This window comes from Actinomadura xylanilytica, from assembly GCF_030283145.1.
GTDB classification, from domain to species: Bacteria; Actinomycetota; Actinomycetes; order Streptosporangiales; family Streptosporangiaceae; genus Spirillospora; species Spirillospora xylanilytica.
The window spans coordinates 914,859-933,995 of record NZ_JASNWE010000003.1 but is presented as its reverse complement, the minus strand read 5'-3'; the positions used below and the strand labels follow the sequence as shown (position 1 = coordinate 933,995).

The window sequence follows — 19,137 nt, the reverse complement described above, 5'->3', positions numbered from 1 at the left end:
GCGGCACGGCTAATGCACGTTTAACCCTGGGGTGGGTGTGATGGCTTCTTGTCGGGGTGTGTGGCCCTGGCGGAGAGGGAGCTATGCGGGGTCGGGTGTGGGTTCTCGTGGTGCCGGTGCTGCTGGGGGTTGCGGGTTGTGGGGGAGGGGACGGGGGTGGTGGGGTCGCCAGCGCCGGGGGGACGGGGGCCAAGGGGGCCTCGGCGGCTCCGTCGAAGTCGCTGAGCCCGGAGGACGCGCGGTTGAAGTTCGCGCAGTGCATGCGGCAGAACGGGGTCGATGTGCCCGATCCGGGGAGTGGGGGCGCCGGCCAGACGATGCGGCTGGGTGGGAAGGGGACCGACCGGGCCGCGTTGCAGGCGGCGATGAAGAAGTGCCAGCCGTACTTGCAGGCCGGCGGGAAGATGCCGGACATGAAGGATCCCAAGGTCCGGGATCAGTACATCAAGTTCGCCCAGTGCATGCGGAAGAACGGGGTGGACATGCCCGACCCGAAGCCCGACGGGGGGATGGCGTTGCCGGCGCAGGCCGGTGACCGGGCGAAGGTCGAGAAGGCGGGCAAGGCGTGCAAGGGCGTCCTGGCCGGAGCGGGCGGACGATGAGGAAGGTGCTGGTGGTCGGGGCCGCCGTGACCGTGGTGGCGGCGGGTGGCGCGGCGGTGGCGCTGAGCGGGGGAGGGGGCGGCGGCGAGGCGCATGCTGCGGCGCTCGGCACCGCGACGGTGTCCAGGGGCGACCTCGTGGATTCGGAGAAGGTCGACGGGACGCTCACCTTTGAGGACGAGCGGCAGGTGCGGACGGGGGCGTCCGGCACGGTCACCGCGGCGCCCAAGGAGGGACGGACCGTCAAGCGCGGCAGGACCCTGCTGCGGGTGGACGGCGAGCCGGTGACCCTGATGTACGGCGCCGTGCCGATGTACCGGACGCTGGCGCGCGGCGTGTCCGGCGGCGTGGACGTGGAGCAGCTCGAACGGAACCTGCGGGCTCTCGGCTACGGGGGCGGCCTGACGGTGGACGAGGAGTTCACCGGGGCGACGGCGGACGCCGTCCGGGAGTGGCAGGACGACCGGGGGCTCGCGGAGAGCGGCTCGGTGGACGCGGCGCAGGTGGTGTTCCTGCCCGGGGCCGTGCGGGTGAAGGAGGTGCGGGCCCCGGAGGGGGCGCGGACCGCGGGCGGGCAGCCGGTGCTGACCGTGACGGGCACCCGCCAGGTCGTCCACCTGGATCTGGACGCCGGCAAGCAGGACCTGGCGCGCAAGGGTGCCAGGGTGGGCGTCGAGCTGCCCGGCGGGAAGGGCGCGGAGGGGCGGATCTCCGAAGTGGGCTCGGTGGCGCGCAGGACCGGGACCGGGCAGGACGCCAAGACCACCCTGGACGTCGAGATCACGCTGGTGAAGGGCGCGGGCGGCGGGCTGGACCAGGCGCCGGTCACGGTCGCGCTGGAGAGCGAGCGCCGCGAGGGCGTGCTGTCGGTGCCGGTCGAGGCGCTGCTGGCGCTGCGCGAGGGCGGCTTCGGGGTGGAGGTCGTGGAGGGCTCGGCACGCCGGATCGTGCCGGTGACCACGGGGGCCTTCGGCGGCGGACGGGTCGAGGTCGGCGGCGCGGTCCGCGCGGGCATGAAGGTCGGGGTGCCCGCCACGTGAACATCATCGAGCTGGCCGGGGTGACCAAGGAGTATCCGGGCGGGGTGGCCGCGCTGCGCGGCGTCGACCTGGCCGTCGCGCAGGGGGAGCTGACCGCGATCGTGGGGCCGTCCGGGTCGGGCAAGTCCACCCTGCTGCACATGATCGGGACGCTGGACCGGCCCACCGCCGGGACGGTCCGGATCGCCGGGCACGATGTCGCGGCGCTGAGCGACCGGGAGCTGTCGGCGCTGCGGGCGCGGCACATCGGGTTCGTCTTCCAGCAGTTCCACCTGGCGGACGGGGTCAGTGCGCTCGACAACGTCGCCGACGGGCTCCTCTACGCGGGCGCGGGCCTGAGGGAGCGGCGGGAACGGGCCGCGCGGGCGCTGGACCGGGTCGGGCTCGGCGGACGGGTCCGGCATCGGCCGAACCAGCTCTCGGGCGGCGAGCGGCAGCGGGTGGCGGTCGCGCGGGCCGTGGTCGGCGAGCCCGACCTGGTGCTGGCCGACGAGCCCACCGGGAACCTGGACTCGGCCGCGGGCGCCGAGGTGATGGAGCTGCTCGGCGGCCTGCACCGGTCCGGCACCACGGTGGCGATCATCACGCACGACCCGGAGGTGGCCGCGCTCGCGCCGCGCCGGGTGCGGGTCCGCGACGGGCTGATCGTGGACGGCGCCCGGTGAGCGCCCCGGGGCTCACCCCGGCCCGGCTCGGCGGCCGGGACGTGGTGCGGGTCGGGTTTGGCGGGCTGCGCGCCCGGCCGGCGCGGGCGGTGCTGTCGGCGCTCGGCATCGCGATCGGCATCGCGACGATGGTCGCGGTGATCGGCATCTCCTCGTCCAGCAAGGAGGAGCTGCTCCGCCGGATCGACCGGCTCGGCACCAACCTGCTGACCGTCACGCCGGGCGACACGCTGTTCGGCGAGGGCGCCGAGCTGCCCGCGTCGGCCCCGGCGATGGTCGCCCGGATCGGGCCGGTCACCGCGGTCGGCGCGACGGGCGCGACGGATGCCACGGTGCGGCGCACCGACCGGATCCCGAAGGAGGTGACCGGGGGCATCGCGGTGCAGGCGGCCACGCCGGAGCTGCTGCGGACGCTGGACGCGACGGTCCGCTCGGGCGGCTGGCTCAACGCGGGCACCGCCCGCCACCCCGGCGTGGTGCTCGGCTCGGAGGCCGCGCGGCGGCTCGGCTTCGACCGGGCGGGCGGACGGGTGTGGCTCGGCGGACGCTGGTTCACCGTGCTCGGCGTGCTGGACCCGGCCGGGCTGGCGCCGGAGATCGACCGGTCGGCGCTGGTCGGCTGGGAGGCGGCGCGGCGCCACCTCGGGTTTGGCGGCCGTCCGACGACCGTGTACGAGCGGTCGGCGGACGCCTCGGTGGCCGCCGTCCGCGACGTCCTGGCCCGGACGGTCAACCCGGAGAACCCCGAGGAGGTCCAGGTGAGCCGGCCCTCGGACGCGCTGGAGGCCAGGGCCGCGGCGGCGGGCGCGTTCACCGGCCTGCTGCTCGGGCTCGGCGCGGTCGCGCTGCTGGTCGGCGGGGTCGGGGTGGCCAACACGATGGTGATCTCGGTGCTGGAACGGCGCCGCGAGATCGGGCTGCGCCGGTCCCTCGGCGCGACCCGGGGGCAGGTGCGGGTGCAGTTCCTGGCCGAGTCGCTGCTGCTGTCGGCGTTCGGCGGCGTCGCCGGCGTGCTGCTCGGGACGGCGGTGACCGTGGGGTTCACGCTCTACCGGGGGTGGCCGCCGGTGGTGCCGGGGTGGGCGCTCGGCGGGGCGCTCGCGGCGACCCTCGCGATCGGCGCCGTGGCGGGCCTCTACCCGGCGATGCGGGCGGCCCGCCTGCCGCCGACCACGGCTCTGGCCACGGTCTGACGACCGGTGCATGATTGGGACGGACGACGACATCCCGACCCGGGGGAGGTGCCCCGCCTTGCCGGTGCCACGCCCGCTCCGCGACCGCTGCCGCGATTTCCTCGGGATCGACGGGGAGATCCGCTACATCTTCCCGGCGATGGCGGGCGGTGGCGGCGGCGGCACCTTCGTCTTCGTCGTCACCGGCGACCAGATCGCGGTGATCTCGACCGGCCCGTTCGCGCGCGGGACGCCCAAGAGCGTCTGGGGCAGCTACCCGCGGGGCACCCGCATCGGCCCGGTCGAGACCGGCTCCGGCGCCACCTTCGAGTTCGCCGGCGCCGAGTTCGAGGTGGACGACGAGTACGCCGCGGTCATCAACGCCGCCGACGCCGAGGTGTTCGCCCGCGACAGCCTCCCGCGGGACCCGCTCCCCGACCTGTGACAGCGGGTCAGGACGACGGCGAGGGGGACGCCCCGGCGGGCGCGGCGGGGGCCGGCCTGGACGGTGCGGCCGGGCGCAGGAACAGCGCCATGACCGGCACCAGGTAGGCCGCCCACATGGCGAGCTGGAGCCAGGTGATCTGCGGGGTGACGTTGAGGACGCCCTGGAACAGCGTCTGCGCCCAGTCGCCCGCGGTGCCGAACTTGGCGAAGAACACGTGCGGCTCCAGCGCCACCGCGTTCAGGCCGGGCACCACCTCGGCCTCCTGAAGGTCGTGGAACCCGTACCCGAACACGCCGGCGGCGACCACGATGAGCGCCGCCCCCGTCCAGGTGAAGAAGCGCTTGAGGTTGAGGCTGAGGCCGCCGAGGTAGAGCAGGTAGCCGAGCACGACCGCGACGGCCAGCCCGCCGACGGCGCCGACGATCGGCTGGACGGCGCCGTCCGCGGAGTTGGTGATGTTGGTCCACAGGAACAGGGCGGTCTCCAGCCCCTCCCGCCCGACCGCGAGGAACGCCACGGTCGCGAGGGCGACCGGGCCGACGTTCAGCGCGCCCTCCAGCCGTCCCTCCAGCTCGGCTTTCATGAACCGGGCCGTCTTGCGCATCCAGAAGACCATCCAGGTGACCAGGCCGACCGCGATGATCGACAGCACCCCGCCGAACAGCTCCTGCGTCTTGAACTGCATCTCCGAGGACGCGGCGCTCAGCGCGATGCCGAACCCGACGCTGAGCACGATGGCGAGCCCGACGCCCGCCCACACCGGGGCGAGCGCCCCGCGGTGGCCGCTCTTGACCAGGTAGGCGATCAGGATGCTGACGACCAGCGCGGCCTCCAGCCCCTCGCGCAGGCCGATGAGGAAATTGCCCAGGACCATCGCAGGCTCCTCGGACTCGGGCCTCGGGGCAGTGTCCCGGGGGCGAACGGACTCTCGCACGTGCCGGCGCACGCGGATTAGGCAAAGCTAACCTAAGCCAGTGTGGGCCGGTCCGGCGGCCCCCGCAAGGCCCGTCCGGGACGCTCCCCGCGCCGCGCGGGCGGGATCACTCGCCCGCGTCGTCCTCCTCCAGCTCGACGAACGCCGCGGCGATCGGCTGCGCCACCAGGCCGACCTGCCAGTCGCGCGCGCCGAGGCCCCGCAGCGCGGCGGCGACCGCCGTCGCGGAGACGTCGCTCGGCGGCGTCCAGGCCAGGCGGCGCACCGAGTCGGGCTGCATCAGGTTCTCGGACGGCATCGTGTGCGCGTCGGCGAGCGAGGCGATCACGGCCCGCGCGGCGGTGAGCCGCTTGGCCGCCTCGGGGTCGCGCTCGGCCCAGCGGTGCGCGGGCGGCGGCCCGTCGCCGGGCAGGTTGGCCTCGGGCAGCGCCTTGTCGGGCAGGCCCTTGGCCCGCGACACCGCGCGCAGCCACGCCGACTGGTGCCGCCGGGCGCCGCGTCCGCGCATGGTCGACAGGGCCTGGAGCTCGGCCGGGGTCTTGGGCGGGTGCAGCGCCAGGTCGACGATCCCGGCGTCCTGGAGCACCCGGCCGGGGGACAGGTCGCGCTCGCGGGCGATCCGGTCGCGCGCCTCCCACACCTCCCGGACGGTCGCCAGGGCCCGCCGGTTGCGGACGCGGTGGATGCCGGACGTGCGGCGCCACGGGTCGGCGCGCGGCGGCTTGGGCGGCGTCGCCAGGATCGCGGCGAACTCCTCCAGCGCCCACTCGAGCTTGCCGGTCTCCTCCAGCTCCGCCTCCAGCGCGTCGCGCAGCTCGACCAGCAGCTCGACGTCGAGCGCCGCGTAGCGGAGCCAGTCCTCGGGGAGGGGGCGGGTCGACCAGTCGGCCGCCGAATGCCCCTTCTCCAGGACGAACCCGAGCACGTTCTCGACCATCGAGCCGAGCCCGACCCGCGGATAGCCGAGCAGCCGCCCGGCCAGTTCGGTGTCGAACAGCCGGCGGGGCACCAGCCCCACCTCGGCCAGGCACGGCAGGTCCTGGTTGGCGGCGTGCAGCACCATCTCGGTGCCCGCCAGCGCCGCGTCCAGGCCGGACAGGTCGGGACAGCCGACCGGGTCGATCAGCGCCGTGCCCGCCCCGGCGCGGCGGAGCTGGATCAGGTAGGCGCGCTGGCCGTAGCGGTAGCCGGACGCGCGCTCGGCGTCGACCGCGACGGGGCCGGTGCCGGCCGCGAACGCGGCGATGACGCGTTCGAGCCCGTCGCCGTCGACCACGACGGGCGGTACGCCCTCGCGCGGTTCGAGCAGCGGCACGGCCGTTCGCTCGGCCTGCTCGCTCGCTGCGGTCTCCTCTGCCCCCGCGCCCTGGTCAGGGCCGGTGGCGCGTGTATCGGACACTCCCACGGTTCCCGCGTTCTCCCCGGCCGCCTCGGTTTCGGACGTTGTGCTACCCACGCCCCCTACCGTACGTCTCTCAGCCGCCGGCCCCGCCGGGGCGGTCGGGCAGCGCCGAGACCCCGGCGGGCGGCAGGCCCGCCGTCGTGCACATGACCTCGCACCACGCGGTCACGTGACCAGCGAGATCCTCCCCGGTCGGGGACCACGAGGCGCGCAGTTCGAGCTCGGTGGTGGACGGCTCGTCGCGCTTGTCGCCGAAGCTCTCGGAGACCGCGCGGGTGATCGTCCCCGACTCGCCCGCGTACCCGGCGGGCTCCAGCGCCTCCAGCAGCCAGCTCCACGCGACCGAGCCGATCAGCTCGTCGGCGGCGATCTCGGGCTCCAGGTCGGCCCGGATGTAGGCCACGATCCGGAAGCCGCCGGTCCAGCCCTGGCGGCCCTCGGGGTCGTACAGGACGATCAGCCGGCCGGTGGCGATCTCGGTCTCGCCGTCGCCGCCGTCGCGGTAGACGCTGCCGGACATGGCCGCCGCGTACGGCGCGAGCCGCTGCGGCGCGGGCATGTCCTCCAGGTCGAGCTCCGGTCGCGGGCCGGGGCCGTCCAGAATCGCGCGCAGCGTGTCGACGGCCCGTTGGAACGGGGGTGGATTCATGGGGAGACCGGCCGATGTGCGGGCTTGCGCCGCGGTGCGGCCCGGCCGGAGCGACTGCGCCCCGGCCGCGGCGACGGGTGGGACAGGTGGGGCCGGAGGGGCCGGTGGGACGGTGCCGGGCGCGGAGCCGGGCACGGCGACGGGGGGTGAAGGCGGGGATGCAGGCACGGCACAGGTTTCGTCTCGGGGGCCGGGGCGTTCAGGCCACGGCCCGCGCGGAAGTGGTCCGGCCGGAGGCGGGCGTGCCGATCAGGGCGGGCACGCCGTGCACGGTGGGGGTGCCGGAGGTGGTGGTGATGCCGGGGAGGGGGCCCGTGACGGCGCCCGCGATGACGGGGACGACCGGCGGCAGGCCGATCAGGACGGCGGTGCCGCACTCGGCGCAGAACCGCTCTGGGCAGTCCGGACCATGCCCGTCGGGGCAGGGCGGTTGCTCGAAGAGGCGCTCATCACCGCAGGTGGAGCAGTACAAGGGGGAACCTCCCTCGGCTATGACACGCATCACGTTCGCATGAGCCGGTGACAGAATGCGGGACTTCGCTCGGCGTGTCCGGAACTTCTACCCGGCCCGCGCGGCCCCTCCGTGGCTTCCTTCCGGCCGTTCCGATTTCCTCTCGCGTGCCGTTGTGCGCCCCCGTGCGCCCGCGTACCGGTGGCGTGGGACCATCGCAGGGTGGCTGTTGACGCTGTTGGTTCGCAAGGCCCCGGTCAGGGGCACCCCGCCCTGGGACTCCGGGAGAGCCCCTTCCTGCGGGCGTGCCGCCGCGCCCCGGTGCCGCACACGCCCGTGTGGTTCATGCGGCAGGCGGGGCGTTCCCTGCCGGAGTACCTGAAGCTGCGCGAGGGCGTCCCGATGATGGAGGCGTGCGCCCGCGCGGACATGATCGTGGAGATCACGCTCCAGCCGGTGCGGCGTTACGCGGTGGACGCGGCGATCCTGTTCAGCGACATCGTGGTGCCGCTGAAGGCGATCGGCGTCGACCTCGACATCAAGCCCGGCGTGGGCCCGGTGATCGCCGACCCGATCCGCGACGCGTCCGGCCTGGACGTGCTGCGCCCGCTCACCCCGGACGACGTCCCGTACGTGGCCGCGGCGGCCGGGGAGCTGGTCCGCGAGCTCGGCGGCACCCCGCTCATCGGGTTCGCCGGGGCGCCGTTCACGCTGGCCGCGTACCTGATCGAGGGCGGCCCGTCCAAGAACCACGACCGCACCAAGGCCATGATGTACGGCGAGCCGGCGCTGTGGGCCGAGCTGATGGAGCGGCTGGCCGACATCACCATCGCGTTCCTGAAGGTGCAGATCGCGGCCGGGGCGAGCGCGGTCCAGCTCTTCGACTCGTGGGTGGGCGCGGTCTCCCCGGAGGACTACCGCGCCTCGGTGCTGCCCTACAGCCGGCGGATCTTCGCCGCGATCGAGTCGCTCGGCGTCCCGCGGATCCACTTCGGCGTCGGCACCGGCGAGCTGCTCGGCCTGATGGGCGAGGTCGGGGCCGACGTGGTCGGCGTCGACTGGCGGGTGCCGCTGGACGAGGCCGCGCGCCGCGTCGGGCCGGGCCGGGCGCTCCAGGGCAACCTGGACCCCGCGCTCCTGTTCGCGCCGTGGGACGTCCTGGAGCGGCGCGCCCGCGACGTCCTGGAGCGCGGCCGGGCCGCCGAGGGCCATGTCTTCAACCTGGGGCACGGCGTGCAGCCGTCCGTCGACCCGGACGTGCTGGCCCGCCTCACCGACCTCGTCCATGAGGCGAGCGCGCAGCACTGACCGGACTCCCGGGACCTACTGGGGCGGCGTCGGCCCCGTCGGCCTCGTCGGCGGCTTGGGCCCGCCGGACGCGTCCGGCTCGGCGACCCCCGGCTCGGACGGCTCCTGCTGAGCCGCCTCCTGCCCGGACGCCTCCTGCCCGGACGCCTTCGGCTCAGAGGTGGTCGGTTCCGAGGCCGCCGGCCGGGGCCGGGGTGATCCGGCGGGGACCCACTCCGTGGCCAGGGGCGGGAGGCGGTGGCGGAGGCGCCGCCACACGGGCCGTCCCAGCAGGCCGATCACCACGGCGATGACCAGGAACGGCAGCAGCCAGCCGAGCAGCACCAGCAGCCCGCCGACGAACGCGCTGAGGGCGTGCCAGCCCCCCTTGAGGCCGCTGACGAAGCCGTGCTCCTGCTTCTTCTTCGCCGGGGCCGCCGCCTTCTGCTCGGCCACCAGCTCGACCTTCACCGTGCCGTAGCTCGTGCTGTGCTGGAGCGCCTTCTGCTGGGACTGGAGCGACTCCAGGTCGGCCTCCCGGCTCGAGATCTCATCCTCCACCCGGATGATCTCGTTGAGGTCGCCGGTCTGGTCGAGGAGGGCGCGGAACGACTTCAGGGTGGCCTCCGCCGAACGCACCCGGCTGTCGACGTCGGCGACCTTCTCGGTCACGTCCTCCGCCTGCTGGCGCAGCGAGAGCTTGGTGCCGAGCTGCCGGGAGAGCTGGTCGAGCACGCCCGCGTACTGCTTCGCGGGCATCCTGAGGGTGAGGGCGGCGCCGGGCGGCGCGGTCGTGGTCGCCTCGGTCTCCACGAAGCCGCCCGCGGCCGTGGCCAGCCGCTTGGCCTGGGTCGCCGAGGCGTCCACGTTCCCGCTGCGGACGCGCAGGTCCGCGGTGAAGACGACCGCGCGGGCGAGGGCGGGCTCCTTCCCGCCCGACGGCTTCTTCGTGCCGCCACCGGTGCCCGCCGACGAGGAGGCCCGGGGGCGGGGGGCCTTGCCCATCGGTCCGGCGGCCGAGTCGGAACTCGTTCCACCGCCTGCACACCCGGCCGTCAGAATGGCCAGTAACAGGACGATCAGTGCACATGTCGCTTGTCTGAGGGTCCGCATGGCCCTTGGACGGAGTGGTGCAGAACACGGTTCGTGGTGGTAGATCCCGATCCAGGCTCGAAGAGAGCACGCGCGGATCACGGCGCCGCCCCCCGGTGCGCGGCCACCCGGGGGGTCTGGGAAGGTGGAGCCATGACCACCTCGCATGTCGTTGTCGTCGGTGGCGGCATCGCGGGCCTGACCGCCGCACGGCTGCTCGCCCGCGGCGGCGTCCGGGTGACGGTGCTCGAAGGCGCCCCCCGCACCGGCGGCAAGCTGCGGGTCAGCGAGATCGCCGGGCTGCCGGTGGACGAGGGCGCCGAGTCGATGCTCGCCCGCCGCCCCGAGGGCCTGGAGCTGGTGCGCGACCTCGGCCGCTCGGACGAGCTGGTCAACCCGGGCACCACCTCGTCGGCGATCCTCAGCCACGGCGCGCTCCGCAAGCTGCCGGCCGGCCAGGTCATGGGCGTGCCGTCCGACCTGCGGGCGCTGGCCGGGTCCCAGGTGCTGTCCCCGGCCGGGCTCGCGCGCGTCCCGCTCGACCTGGTGCTGCCCGAGACGCCGCGCGGCGCCGACGTGTCGGTCGCCGACTACGTGGGCGCCCGGGTCGGCCGCGAGGCCGTCGACCGGCTGGTCGAGCCGCTGCTCGGAGGCGTCTACGCCGGACGGGTCGATCAGCTCTCGTTCGACGCCACGCTCCCGGGTGTCGCCGCCGCCGCGCGCACCCACCGTTCGCTGATCTCCGCCGTCCAGGGCATCCGGGACGCCGCGCCGAAGGACGCCGGGCCGGTGTTCGCCACGCTGCCCGGCGGGCTGGGCACGCTCGCCGGCCTGGTGTCCGACGACGTCGCCGCCGCCGGAGGCACCGTCCGCACCGGTGCGATGGTGCGGGAGCTGCGCCGCACCCCCACCGGCTGGCGGCTCACCGTCGGGCCGACGCGGGCCCCCGAGCGGGTCGACGCCGACGCCGTGGTGGTCGCCGTCCCCGCCGCGCCCGCCGCCCGGCTGCTGGCCGACGACGTCCCCGCCGCCGCCCGCGAGCTGGCCCGGATCGAGTACGCGAGCATGGCGATCATCACGCTCGTCTACCGGGCCACCGCGTTCCCGCGGCTGCCGCGCGGCAGCGGCTACCTGGTGCCCGCGGTCGAGGGACGGGACGTCAAGGCGGTCACGTTCAGCTCGGTCAAGTGGCCGCACCTGCGCGACCGCGACCCCGAGCTCATCGCCGTGCGGTGCTCCATCGGGCGGTTCGGCGAGGAGCACGCGCTCCAGCGCTCCGACGAGGAGCTGGTGGCCGCCGCGATGACCGAGCTGGCCGCCACCTGCGGCGTGTCCGAGCTGCCCGCCGAGACGCGGGTGACCCGGTGGGGCGGCGGCCTGCCGCAGTACAACGTCGGCCACGCCGACCGGGTGGGCCGGATCCGCGCGGCGGTCGCCGGCCAGCCGGGACTGGCCGTCGCGGGCGCGGCCTACGACGGGCTGGGCGTCCCGGCGTGCGTCGCGACCGCGCGCGGCGCGGCGTCCCGGATACTGGACCATCTGAAGAGCCGAGGAGAGTCGAGTCATGGCAGCGACGGAGAAGGACCGGCCGAAGGCGCGGGACCTCAACCAGGTGATCCGCTACACGATGTGGTCGGTCTTCCGGGTGACGAGCCCGGGTGACCTCGGCGCCGGGGCCGCCGCCGAGGTCCAGGACCTGCTCGACCAGGCGGCCGGCCGGGACGTGACCACCCGCGGCGTGTACGACGTGGCCGGCCTGCGCGCCGACGCCGACTACATGTTCTGGTGGCACGCGCCGACCGCCGACGACCTCCAGGACGTCTACGCGCGGTTCCGCCGCACGGCGGTCGGCCGGGCGAGCGAGCCGGTCTGGTCGCAGATGGCGCTGCACCGGCCCGCCGAGTTCAACAAGAGCCACATCCCGGCGTTCCTGGCCGACGAGCAGTCGCGGGACTACGTCTGCGTCTACCCGTTCGTGCGGTCCTACGACTGGTACCTGATCCCCGACGAGCAGCGCCGCGCGCTGCTCGCCGAGCACGGCAAGATGGCGCGCGAGTACCCGGACGTGCGGGCCAACACCGTGTCCTCGTTCGCCCTCGGCGACTACGAGTGGATGCTGGCGTTCGAGGCCGACGAGCTGTACCGCATCGTCGACCTCATGCGGCACCTGCGGGGCTCGGAGACGCGCCGGTACGTCCGTGAGGAGACGCCGTTCTACACCGGGCGCCGCAAGACCGTCGCCGACCTGGTCGCGGCTCTCCCGTGACCCCGGCCGCGGCGATGACCGGGATGAGGTGAGTCTCCGGGATCGCCCGTTGGACGCATGTTGTCCGATGGGGGCCGAACGTGCGGCAATGGGGCAGTAAGGTGCTGGCCGTGACTACCGCTCCCCCCAAGCCCCCGCGGGGCCGGCACGCCAAGCCGCCGTCCCGCCTCTCGGCCCGCTGGAACCGGTTGGTGAGCCCGTCGTCCGGGGAGTTCGGGCGACGGCGCCGGCTGATCGTCGCCGGCGGCGCCGCCTCGGCCGCGGTGCTCGCCGCTGCGGCGGTCGTGGGGTTCTCGGTCACCGGCTCGCGGGACGCCCCCCGCGCCGTCGCCGCCGCGCACACCGGCAAGGAGGCCGCGAGGCCGTCCGCCCTGGCCGGCTCGAAGGCGCCGGCGACCCGCGATCCCGACGAGGTGCCCGAGGCGGTCCCGTACTTCGAGACCCAGGACACCGGCAAGAAGGTCGTCAAGCACGTCACGGACGTGCGGCGCAGCGGCGACTTCGTCCGGATCTACACCGATCTCGGCGAGGGCGACGAGAACTCCGAGCCCGCCGTGTCGCTGTGCGAGTGGACCACCAAGCTGCTGGAGGAGGGCGGCGACGACGACCCCCGCGTCTTCGTGCACGGCAAGAGCAGCGACAACGGCAGCGTGGTGCTGGCCAACAAGCAGAGCGACAAGGACGACTGCGAGGTCGGCGAGACCCGCTGACCACCCGCCGCGCCCGGCCCGCCGGGTAACCTCGCTGTGCTGCGGACCGCACCACCTGCGAGGAGAGAGCGTCACATGCCCGAACCGACGTCCGGCCTGACCGTCGACAACGCCCTGGTCTTCGACGGCTGGTCGGCCGACCTGCGCGAGGCGTCCCTGTTCGTCCGGGACGGCGTCATCGCCGAGATCGGCGACCGCGTCACCCGCGGCGACCGCGTGATCGACGCCCGCGGCCGGGTCGTCACACCGGGCCTGATCGACGCGCACTTCCACGCGTACGCGATCTCGCTGCACAACCTGGAGTTCGACGCGGGCCCGCTCAGCTACCTCGCCCTCGCCGGGGCGCGGCGGCTCGGGCGGGCCCTGCGCCGCGGCTTCACCACCGTCCGGGACGTGGCGGGCGGCGACGCCGGGCTGGCCCGCGCGATCGAGACCGGCCTGATCGCCTCGCCCCGCTACCTGTACACCGGGCCCGCGCTCAGCCAGACCGGCGGGCACGGCGACGCCCGCCCCGCCGACCTCGACATCTGCCTGCACACCGCGCGGATGAACGAGGTGGTCGACGGGGTGGAGAACCTGCGCGTCGCGGTGCGCGAGCGGTTCCGCACCGGCGCGCACGCGATCAAGATCATGACGTCCGGCGGGGTGGTGTCGCCCACCGACCCGATCCGGCCCGCCCAGTACTCCGCCGAGGAGGTCGCCGCCGTCACCGCCGAGGCCGTCCGGCGCGGCAGCTACGTCGCCGCGCACGCCTACTCCCCGGAGGCCGTCCGGCACTCGGTGCTCAACGGCGTCCGGTCGATCGAGCACGGCAACCTGATCGACGAGGCCACCGCCGCGCTGATGGCCGAGCACGGCGCGTTCCTGGTGCCGACGCTGGTCGCCTACGACGCGATGAACCGGCGCGGCGACGAGGTCGGCCTCCCCGCCGCCGGCCGCGCCAAGAACCAGGAGGTGCTGGACGCGGGCCAGACCGCCGTCCAGTACGCGCACGCCGCCGGCGTCCCCGTCGGATTCGGCAGCGACCTCATGGGCGACCTGGAGAACGACCAGCTCATCGGGCTGCGCCTCCAGGCCGAGGCCGCCGGGACGCTCGCCTGCCTGCGCTCGGCCACCTCCGTCAACGCCCGTCTGCTCGGCCGCGACGACCTGGGCCGCATCGAGGTCGGCGCCCGCGGCGACCTGCTGATCCTGGACGGGAACCCGCTGGACGACCCGTCCGCCCTCTGGGACGAGGGCAGGCCGCGCCAGGTCGTCCAGGCCGGCCTCACCCGGCCGGCTCCAGGTTCAGACTGACACTGTTGATGCAGTAGCGCTGGTCGGTCGGCGTGTCGTATCCCTCGCCCTCGAACACGTGCCCGAGGTGGGAGTCGCACGCCGCGCAGCGCACCTCGACGCGCGTCATGCCGAGCGAGCGGTCCTCGATCAGCACCACCTGCTCCGCATCGGCCGGCGCGTAGAACGACGGCCAGCCGCAGTGGCTCTCGAACTTGGTCTCGGAACGGAACAACTCCGTCCCGCAGGCGCGGCACCGGTACACGCCGACGGTCTTGGTATCGGTGTACTCGCCGGTGAACGGCTTCTCGGTGCCCGCCTCGCGGAGCACGTGGAACTCCTCGGGGCTGAGCCGGGCCCGCCACTCGTCCTCGCTCTTGCGGATCTTCTCCATGCCTCCGAAACTACCTCGCGACCCCGGTTGTTCCGCTGGTCACCTCCAGTGACCGGGTCGTGCGGCGCTTCTGTCGGACCCCTGGGCTACCGTGCCCGTATGGCCTCGCCCTTCATTGAGATCCCGGTCGGGGATCGGCTCGTCAAAGTGACCAATCCCGACAAGGTCTACTTCCCCGAGCACGGCTACACCAAGCGGCAGCTCGTGGAGTACTACCTCGCCGTGGGGGAGGGCATCCTGCGCGCGACCCGCGACCGTCCGACCACCCTGGAGCGGTGGCCGTCCGGCGTCTTCGAGGGCGCCCGCCTCGCCACCCGCGACAACCCGCGCGGCGCCGACGCCTTCTACCAGAAGCGCATCGCCAAGGGCGCCCCCGACTGGGTGGAGTCGGCCCGTATCGACTTCCCCAGCGGCCGTTCCGCCGACGAGGTCGCGCCGTCCGAGACTGCGGTGATCGCCTGGGCCGCCAACCTCGGCACCCTCACCTTCCACCCCTGGCCGGTCCGCAAGGGCGACGTCGACCACCCCGACGAGCTGCGCATCGACCTCGACCCGCAGCCCGGCACCGACTTCGCCGACGCCGTCCGGGTCGCGCTCGGCCCGGCCCGCGACCTGCTGGGCGAGCTGGGCTACACCGGCTTCGTCAAGACGTCCGGCAAGGGCGGCGTGCACATCTACGTCCGCGTCGAGCCCCGCTGGACCTTCACCGACGTCCGCCGCGCCGCGCTGGCCTTCGGCCGCGAGCTCGAGCGCCGCGTCCCGGCCGAGGTCACCACCAAGTGGTGGAAGGAGGAGCGCGGCGAGCAGATCTTCGTCGACTTCAACCAGAACGCCCGCGACCGCACCATCGCCTCGGCCTACAGCGTCCGCCCCCTCCCGCACGCCCCGGTCTCCGCCCCCGTCACCTGGGACGAGCTGGCCGACGTCGCGCCCGAGGACTTCACCATCGTCACCATGCCCGCCCGCTTCGCCGAGGTGGGCGACCTGCATGCCGCCATCGACGACGCCGCGTTCTCGCTGGAGCCGCTGCTGGAGATGGCAGACCGCGACGAGAAGGACCACGGCCTCGGCGACGCCCCCTACCCGCCCAACTACCCGAAGATGCCCGGCGAGCCCAAGCGCGTCCAGCCCAGCAAGGACACCGACGCGTAGTCATTCAAGCCCGGCCCGGCGCCCTCGCCTAACGGCTCGGGCGCCGACCGTGCTTGGGCGAGCGCGACATCGCTTCGCGATCTGGCCGGTGGGGCTTGCCTTCGGCTTCGCCCCACCGGCCAGGTAACGCGCTCGCGCTACGGCTGGGGCACGTTGAGACAGGCCCTGGTCAGAGCCCGTCGCGGGGGCCGTAGAGCGCGGCGCCGGCCCCGGTGAGCAGGGCCCAGTACCGGTCGCCGAACGACCAGTGCCACCACTCCGTGGGGTAGTTGACCAACCCGGCGCCGGTCAGCGCCGCGCCCAGCACGTCCCGGTTGACCCGCGCCTCCGCACTGATCGTGTCCGCCGCGGTGTAACAGGCGCCGTCGCTCTCCTCGGGGCTCGCGTCGACCGGCGTGCCGAGGTCGAGCTGCTGCCCGTCGGGGCCTGCCAGCGTCAGATCCACCGCGGCCCCGGCGCTGTGCGGCGCGATCCCGGGCGGCGAGACGTACCGGCTGGCCGCCGCCATGACCCGCGCGTCCGGCCAATCGGGATGCTCGGCCCGCAGCAGGTCGGCGTACTCCTCGAAGTAGCGCCGCTGAAGCGCCGGCGGGCGGAATCCCTCGATGAACAGCAGCCGCCGGCCGCCGGGCAGCGCCGCCTGCGCCTTCACGAGCCGCTCCAGGACGCCTTCCCGCAGCAACGCGAAGGCCCCCGCGGGGTCCTCGGCGAGGGCGTCGACCGCCAGCGTCCCCCGCACGTCCACGAGCCGCTCCCCGCACTCCCGCACCGCCACCGCGGCGACCCGCGCGTCCGACATCAAGATGATCTCGTCCATGATCCAGATCATCCCAGCGCCCGTCGGCCTTCGTGAACGGGGATCGTGCGCTGAGACCGTGACGGCGGGGGCAGCGGCATCGGTGCCGCTGGGAGGCCGGGCATGCCCGCCCAGGTGCTGGGGTCGGCCGACGATGAGGCGGCCCGGGGCACCGGGTTACATCACCGTGGACGCGATGGCCGCCTCGATCCGTATCGAGGTCAACGCAGCAACCGGTCGACCAGCCCGTCGACGTAGTCCGGGGCGAGCGGGCTCGGGTCGAGGAAGACGCGTATGTACATCGGGGCCAGGATGTGGTCGAGCACACCGGCCGCGTCGGGCGGCTTCTCGCCGCGTTCGGCGGCGCGGTCGAGCATGGACTGGATTTGTCGGGTGCGTTCGGCGAGGAAGTCGTCACGTGCCTGCACGCCCTGTTGGCCCTTGCCGGACAGGGCGATGACCAGGCGCAGCACCGCCAGGCCGTGGGGTCCGGTGATCTCGCGGGACACGGTGGCCGCGTAGGCGCGCAGATCGCCGTCCAGGCTTCCGGTATCCGGCATCGGCGCCTGTGCGTTGAGGCGCGTGAGTACCACGTCCGTGAGCAGGGCTTCCAGGGTGCCCCACCGGCGGTAGACGCTGGTGTCGGCCACGCCCGCGCGGGCTGCGACCTCGCCGACGGTGAAGTTTCCGTAGCCGCGCTCGCCCACCAGTTCGGTGACGGCCTGGTGCACCGCCGCGCGGACGCGGGCGCTGCGCCCGCCGGGTCGCCGTCGCTCGTCCATGGCCCCACCTTAACGCAGTCCTCACTTGCGTTTGTCCGACGGTCGCTCTACAGTCCCACTAATGCAGTCGCCAACTGCTTTTGCAGCGTCTCGGGCCGCCTTCACCGCCGCCGAACTACGAACACATGGGAGGGACCAGCGTTGACCGCACACGAAAGCACCACGAAAGCCGCGTCGTCTGTGGCCGCGGGCATCCGGTCGAACCGGGCAGCGTTGCTCACCGTGGCCTGCCTGGGGCAGTTCATGGTGCTGCTCGACAACACGATCGTCGGCGCGGCCCTGCCCGACATGCAGCAGCGGCTGGACACCCAGTTGAGCGGTCTGCAATGGATCGTCGACGCCTACGTGCTGCTGGTCGCCATGCTGCTGCTGTCCGGCGGCGTCTTCGCCGACCGCTTCGGCCGCAAGCGGGTGTTCCTGGCCGGCGTCGCGGTGTTCACCCTCGCGTCCGTACTGTGCGCCGTCGCACCCTCGATCGGCTGGCTGATCACCGGACGGTTGGTCCAGGGCATCGGGGCCGCGGCGCTGAGCCCCGCCTCGCTGGCCCTGCTCGCCGCCGCGTATCCCGTTCCGCAGGAACGGGTCAAGGCGATCGGGCTGTGGGCCGGACTCAGCGGAATCGGCCTGGCCGCCGGACCGGTGGCCGGCGGCGTCCTGGTGGACGCCTTCGGCTGGCCCGCCATCTTCCTGGTCAACGTGCCCATCGGCGCGGTCCTGCTGCTGGCCGGTCTGCGCGTCCTGGGCGAGTCCCGCAACCCCAGCGCACCGGCGATCGACATTCCGGGGACGGTCCTGTCCGCCCTGGGTGTGGGGGCGCTGACCTACGGGCTGATCGAGGGCGGTTCCCGTGGCTGGACCTCGCCGCTGATCCTGGGCGCCTTCGCCGCCGCGGTGGTGATCCTCGCCCTCTTCGTCGTCGTCGAAGGACGTGGGGCGACGCCGATGCTGCCGCTGCGGCTGTTCCGGCAGCAGTTGTTCACGGTGTCCAACACGGCGATGGTCGTGGTGGGTTTCGCGCTCATGGGTTCGTCCTTCTTCTTCTCCCAATTCTTCGTGAACGTCCAGGGCAGTTCGATTCTGCGCGCCGGCCTACAGACCCTGCCCACCACCCTCGCCATGGTGGTCGTCAGCCCGTTCGCGAGCCGGCTCGCCGCCAGGTACGGCTTCCGGATCGTGGTCACCGTCGGCCTGGTCCTGGCCGGGGCGGGGCTGGTGGCGCTGGGCCAGGTGCACGCCGACACCGGCTACGGGAACGTGTGGTGGCGGCTGGCGATCGTCGGCGTCGGCTTCGCCTTGACGATGTCGCCGCTGACCGGCGCCACCATCCAGGCGGTCAGCCCGCAGGAGGGAGGCCTCGCCTCAGGCGTCAGCAGCACCACCCGGCAGATCGGTGCGGTGCTCGGTGTGGCGGTGCTCGGAGCCATCGTCCGCACCCGGGAATCCGGTGGCGCGTCCTTCGAGGCCGGCCTCAACAGCGCCTTCGTCGCGGCCGGCGCCGTCACCTTGGCCGGCGCCGTGTTCACCGGCCTGTGGCTGGTGAAGTCCCAGCCCGCCGACGCCTCCGCACCGCCGGTACAACCCGCCGACCCACCCACGGTCACCACCGGCTTGGAGGTCAGGAGCAGCCGTTGACACCGAGAACGATCTTGGTGTGGATCGTTCCGGATAGCCCCATCACCGGAACACCCCCGACCGGGATAGACGTCCAGGTCAGGGGTGTTCCATGAGGGTGTTTTGCGCACTGTTCCGGTGACGGAGGGCCATCCGGAGTGCTGGAGGCGTGAACGGCTGAGGCGGGCCAACGGCAGCGCCGCGAGGAGGCCGAGAGCGGGGCTAGTGCTCTGGGTGCTGCTTGAGGTCGGTGACGAGCGCGGCGAACTCGGTGGGGCTGAGGGTGAGGTGTCCGCCCGCCGGGTTCTTCGAGTCCCGCACGCCGATACCGGCTCCTGCTGCAAGGAGCCCCAACTCGACGCACACGTCATCGTCGGCCGTGCCGCTGTACGAGCTCTTGCGCCACATG

Annotated in this window: 21 protein-coding genes; 12 read left to right on the top strand and 9 right to left on the bottom strand. The window is 73.8% G+C overall.

Translation table 11 applies throughout. The annotated features are described in order from the left end of the window. The first annotated feature begins 242 nt into the window (after positions 1-242). From QP090_RS21875 to QP090_RS21855, 5 genes are all read left to right on the top strand, one after another. Positions 243-602, top strand: a complete 360-nt coding sequence (locus QP090_RS21875; protein WP_285940986.1) for a hypothetical protein — start codon at positions 243-245, stop codon at positions 600-602. Beyond that, positions 599-1,642 carry a peptidoglycan-binding protein gene (locus QP090_RS21870; protein ID WP_285940985.1) on the top strand — a complete coding sequence of 348 codons (1,044 nt, stop codon included), beginning with the start codon at positions 599-601 and terminating at the stop codon, positions 1,640-1,642. The genes QP090_RS21875 and QP090_RS21870 overlap by 4 nt, the downstream gene beginning before the upstream one ends. Continuing rightward, complete coding sequence (locus QP090_RS21865; RefSeq protein WP_285940984.1) at positions 1,639-2,307, top strand: ABC transporter ATP-binding protein; 669 nt, start codon at positions 1,639-1,641, stop codon at positions 2,305-2,307. Before QP090_RS21870 ends, QP090_RS21865 begins: the two co-directional genes overlap by 4 nt. Further along, a complete protein-coding gene (locus QP090_RS21860) occupies positions 2,304-3,500 on the top strand; it encodes an ABC transporter permease (protein ID WP_285940983.1) in 1,197 nt (398 codons plus the stop codon). Before QP090_RS21865 ends, QP090_RS21860 begins: the two co-directional genes overlap by 4 nt. A 64-nt stretch (positions 3,501-3,564) precedes the next feature. Next, positions 3,565-3,924: a hypothetical protein gene (locus QP090_RS21855; protein ID WP_329522394.1), complete on the top strand. Its 360-nt coding sequence runs from the start codon at positions 3,565-3,567 to the stop codon at positions 3,922-3,924. Between the two features lie 7 nt (positions 3,925-3,931). On the opposite strand, the gene efeU is transcribed toward QP090_RS21855, so the two are convergent. From efeU to QP090_RS21835, 4 genes are all read right to left on the bottom strand, one after another. Beyond that, entirely contained in the window at positions 3,932-4,801 is an 870-nt protein-coding gene (gene efeU, locus QP090_RS21850) for an iron uptake transporter permease EfeU (RefSeq protein ID WP_285940981.1), read from the bottom strand. Positions 4,802-4,967: 166 nt separating this feature from the next. Continuing rightward, entirely contained in the window at positions 4,968-6,317 is a 1,350-nt protein-coding gene (locus QP090_RS21845) for a ribonuclease D (RefSeq protein ID WP_432763064.1), read from the bottom strand. Positions 6,318-6,336: 19 nt separating this feature from the next. After that, positions 6,337-6,912, bottom strand: a complete 576-nt coding sequence (locus tag QP090_RS21840) for a DUF3000 domain-containing protein (protein WP_285940980.1) — start codon at positions 6,910-6,912, stop codon at positions 6,337-6,339. Between the two features lie 199 nt (positions 6,913-7,111). Then, on the bottom strand, positions 7,112-7,384 hold the full coding sequence (locus tag QP090_RS21835) for a hypothetical protein (RefSeq protein ID WP_285940979.1): 273 nt from the start codon (positions 7,382-7,384) through the stop codon (positions 7,112-7,114). Between the two features lie 276 nt (positions 7,385-7,660). On the opposite strand from QP090_RS21835, the gene hemE reads away from it, so the two are divergent. Further along, positions 7,661-8,671, top strand: coding sequence for a uroporphyrinogen decarboxylase (gene hemE, locus QP090_RS21830; protein WP_432763073.1), 1,011 nt, complete (start codon positions 7,661-7,663; stop codon positions 8,669-8,671). Positions 8,672-8,686: 15 nt separating this feature from the next. Here hemE and QP090_RS21825 read toward each other — a convergent pair whose 3' ends face one another. Beyond that, on the bottom strand, positions 8,687-9,655 hold the full coding sequence (locus tag QP090_RS21825) for a DUF4349 domain-containing protein (RefSeq protein ID WP_285940978.1): 969 nt from the start codon (positions 9,653-9,655) through the stop codon (positions 8,687-8,689). 240 nt (positions 9,656-9,895) lie between these two features. On the opposite strand from QP090_RS21825, the gene hemG reads away from it, so the two are divergent. The 4 genes from hemG to QP090_RS21805 all read left to right on the top strand — a co-directional run bounded on the left by hemG (position 9,896) and on the right by QP090_RS21805 (position 14,014). Further along, complete coding sequence (gene hemG / locus QP090_RS21820; protein WP_285940977.1) at positions 9,896-11,404, top strand: protoporphyrinogen oxidase; 1,509 nt, start codon at positions 9,896-9,898, stop codon at positions 11,402-11,404. Next, positions 11,307-12,008, top strand: a complete 702-nt coding sequence (gene hemQ, locus QP090_RS21815; RefSeq protein ID WP_285940976.1) for a hydrogen peroxide-dependent heme synthase — start codon at positions 11,307-11,309, stop codon at positions 12,006-12,008. Before hemG ends, hemQ begins: the two co-directional genes overlap by 98 nt. 110 nt (positions 12,009-12,118) lie before the next feature. Beyond that, entirely contained in the window at positions 12,119-12,718 is a 600-nt protein-coding gene (locus QP090_RS21810; RefSeq protein WP_285940975.1) for a hypothetical protein, read from the top strand. A gap of 75 nt (positions 12,719-12,793) precedes the next feature. Then, on the top strand, positions 12,794-14,014 hold the full coding sequence (locus tag QP090_RS21805) for a metal-dependent hydrolase family protein (protein WP_285940974.1): 1,221 nt from the start codon (positions 12,794-12,796) through the stop codon (positions 14,012-14,014). On the opposite strand, the gene msrB is transcribed toward QP090_RS21805, so the two are convergent. Next, positions 13,986-14,387: a peptide-methionine (R)-S-oxide reductase MsrB gene (gene msrB, locus QP090_RS21800; RefSeq protein ID WP_285940973.1), complete on the bottom strand. Its 402-nt coding sequence runs from the start codon at positions 14,385-14,387 to the stop codon at positions 13,986-13,988. The two genes, QP090_RS21805 and msrB, sit on opposite strands and share 29 nt — an antisense overlap. A 147-nt stretch (positions 14,388-14,534) precedes the next feature. Here msrB and QP090_RS21795 point away from each other — a divergent pair, with 147 nt between their 5' ends. After that, entirely contained in the window at positions 14,535-15,539 is a 1,005-nt protein-coding gene (locus tag QP090_RS21795) for a DNA polymerase domain-containing protein (RefSeq protein ID WP_432763063.1), read from the top strand. A gap of 169 nt (positions 15,540-15,708) precedes the next feature. On the opposite strand, the gene QP090_RS21790 is transcribed toward QP090_RS21795, so the two are convergent. After that, positions 15,709-16,356: a M15 family metallopeptidase gene (locus QP090_RS21790; RefSeq protein WP_285940971.1), complete on the bottom strand. Its 648-nt coding sequence runs from the start codon at positions 16,354-16,356 to the stop codon at positions 15,709-15,711. A gap of 200 nt (positions 16,357-16,556) precedes the next feature. Next, complete coding sequence (locus tag QP090_RS21785; RefSeq protein ID WP_285940970.1) at positions 16,557-17,117, bottom strand: TetR/AcrR family transcriptional regulator; 561 nt, start codon at positions 17,115-17,117, stop codon at positions 16,557-16,559. Between the two features lie 222 nt (positions 17,118-17,339). Between QP090_RS21785 and QP090_RS21780 the strand changes: the two genes are divergently transcribed. Beyond that, positions 17,340-18,749, top strand: coding sequence for a DHA2 family efflux MFS transporter permease subunit (locus QP090_RS21780; RefSeq protein ID WP_285940969.1), 1,410 nt, complete (start codon positions 17,340-17,342; stop codon positions 18,747-18,749). Between the two features lie 201 nt (positions 18,750-18,950). On the opposite strand, the gene QP090_RS21775 is transcribed toward QP090_RS21780, so the two are convergent. Then, positions 18,951-19,136 carry a DUF397 domain-containing protein gene (locus tag QP090_RS21775; protein ID WP_285941396.1) on the bottom strand — a complete coding sequence of 62 codons (186 nt, stop codon included), beginning with the start codon at positions 19,134-19,136 and terminating at the stop codon, positions 18,951-18,953. Between the last annotated feature and the right edge of the window lies 1 nt (position 19,137).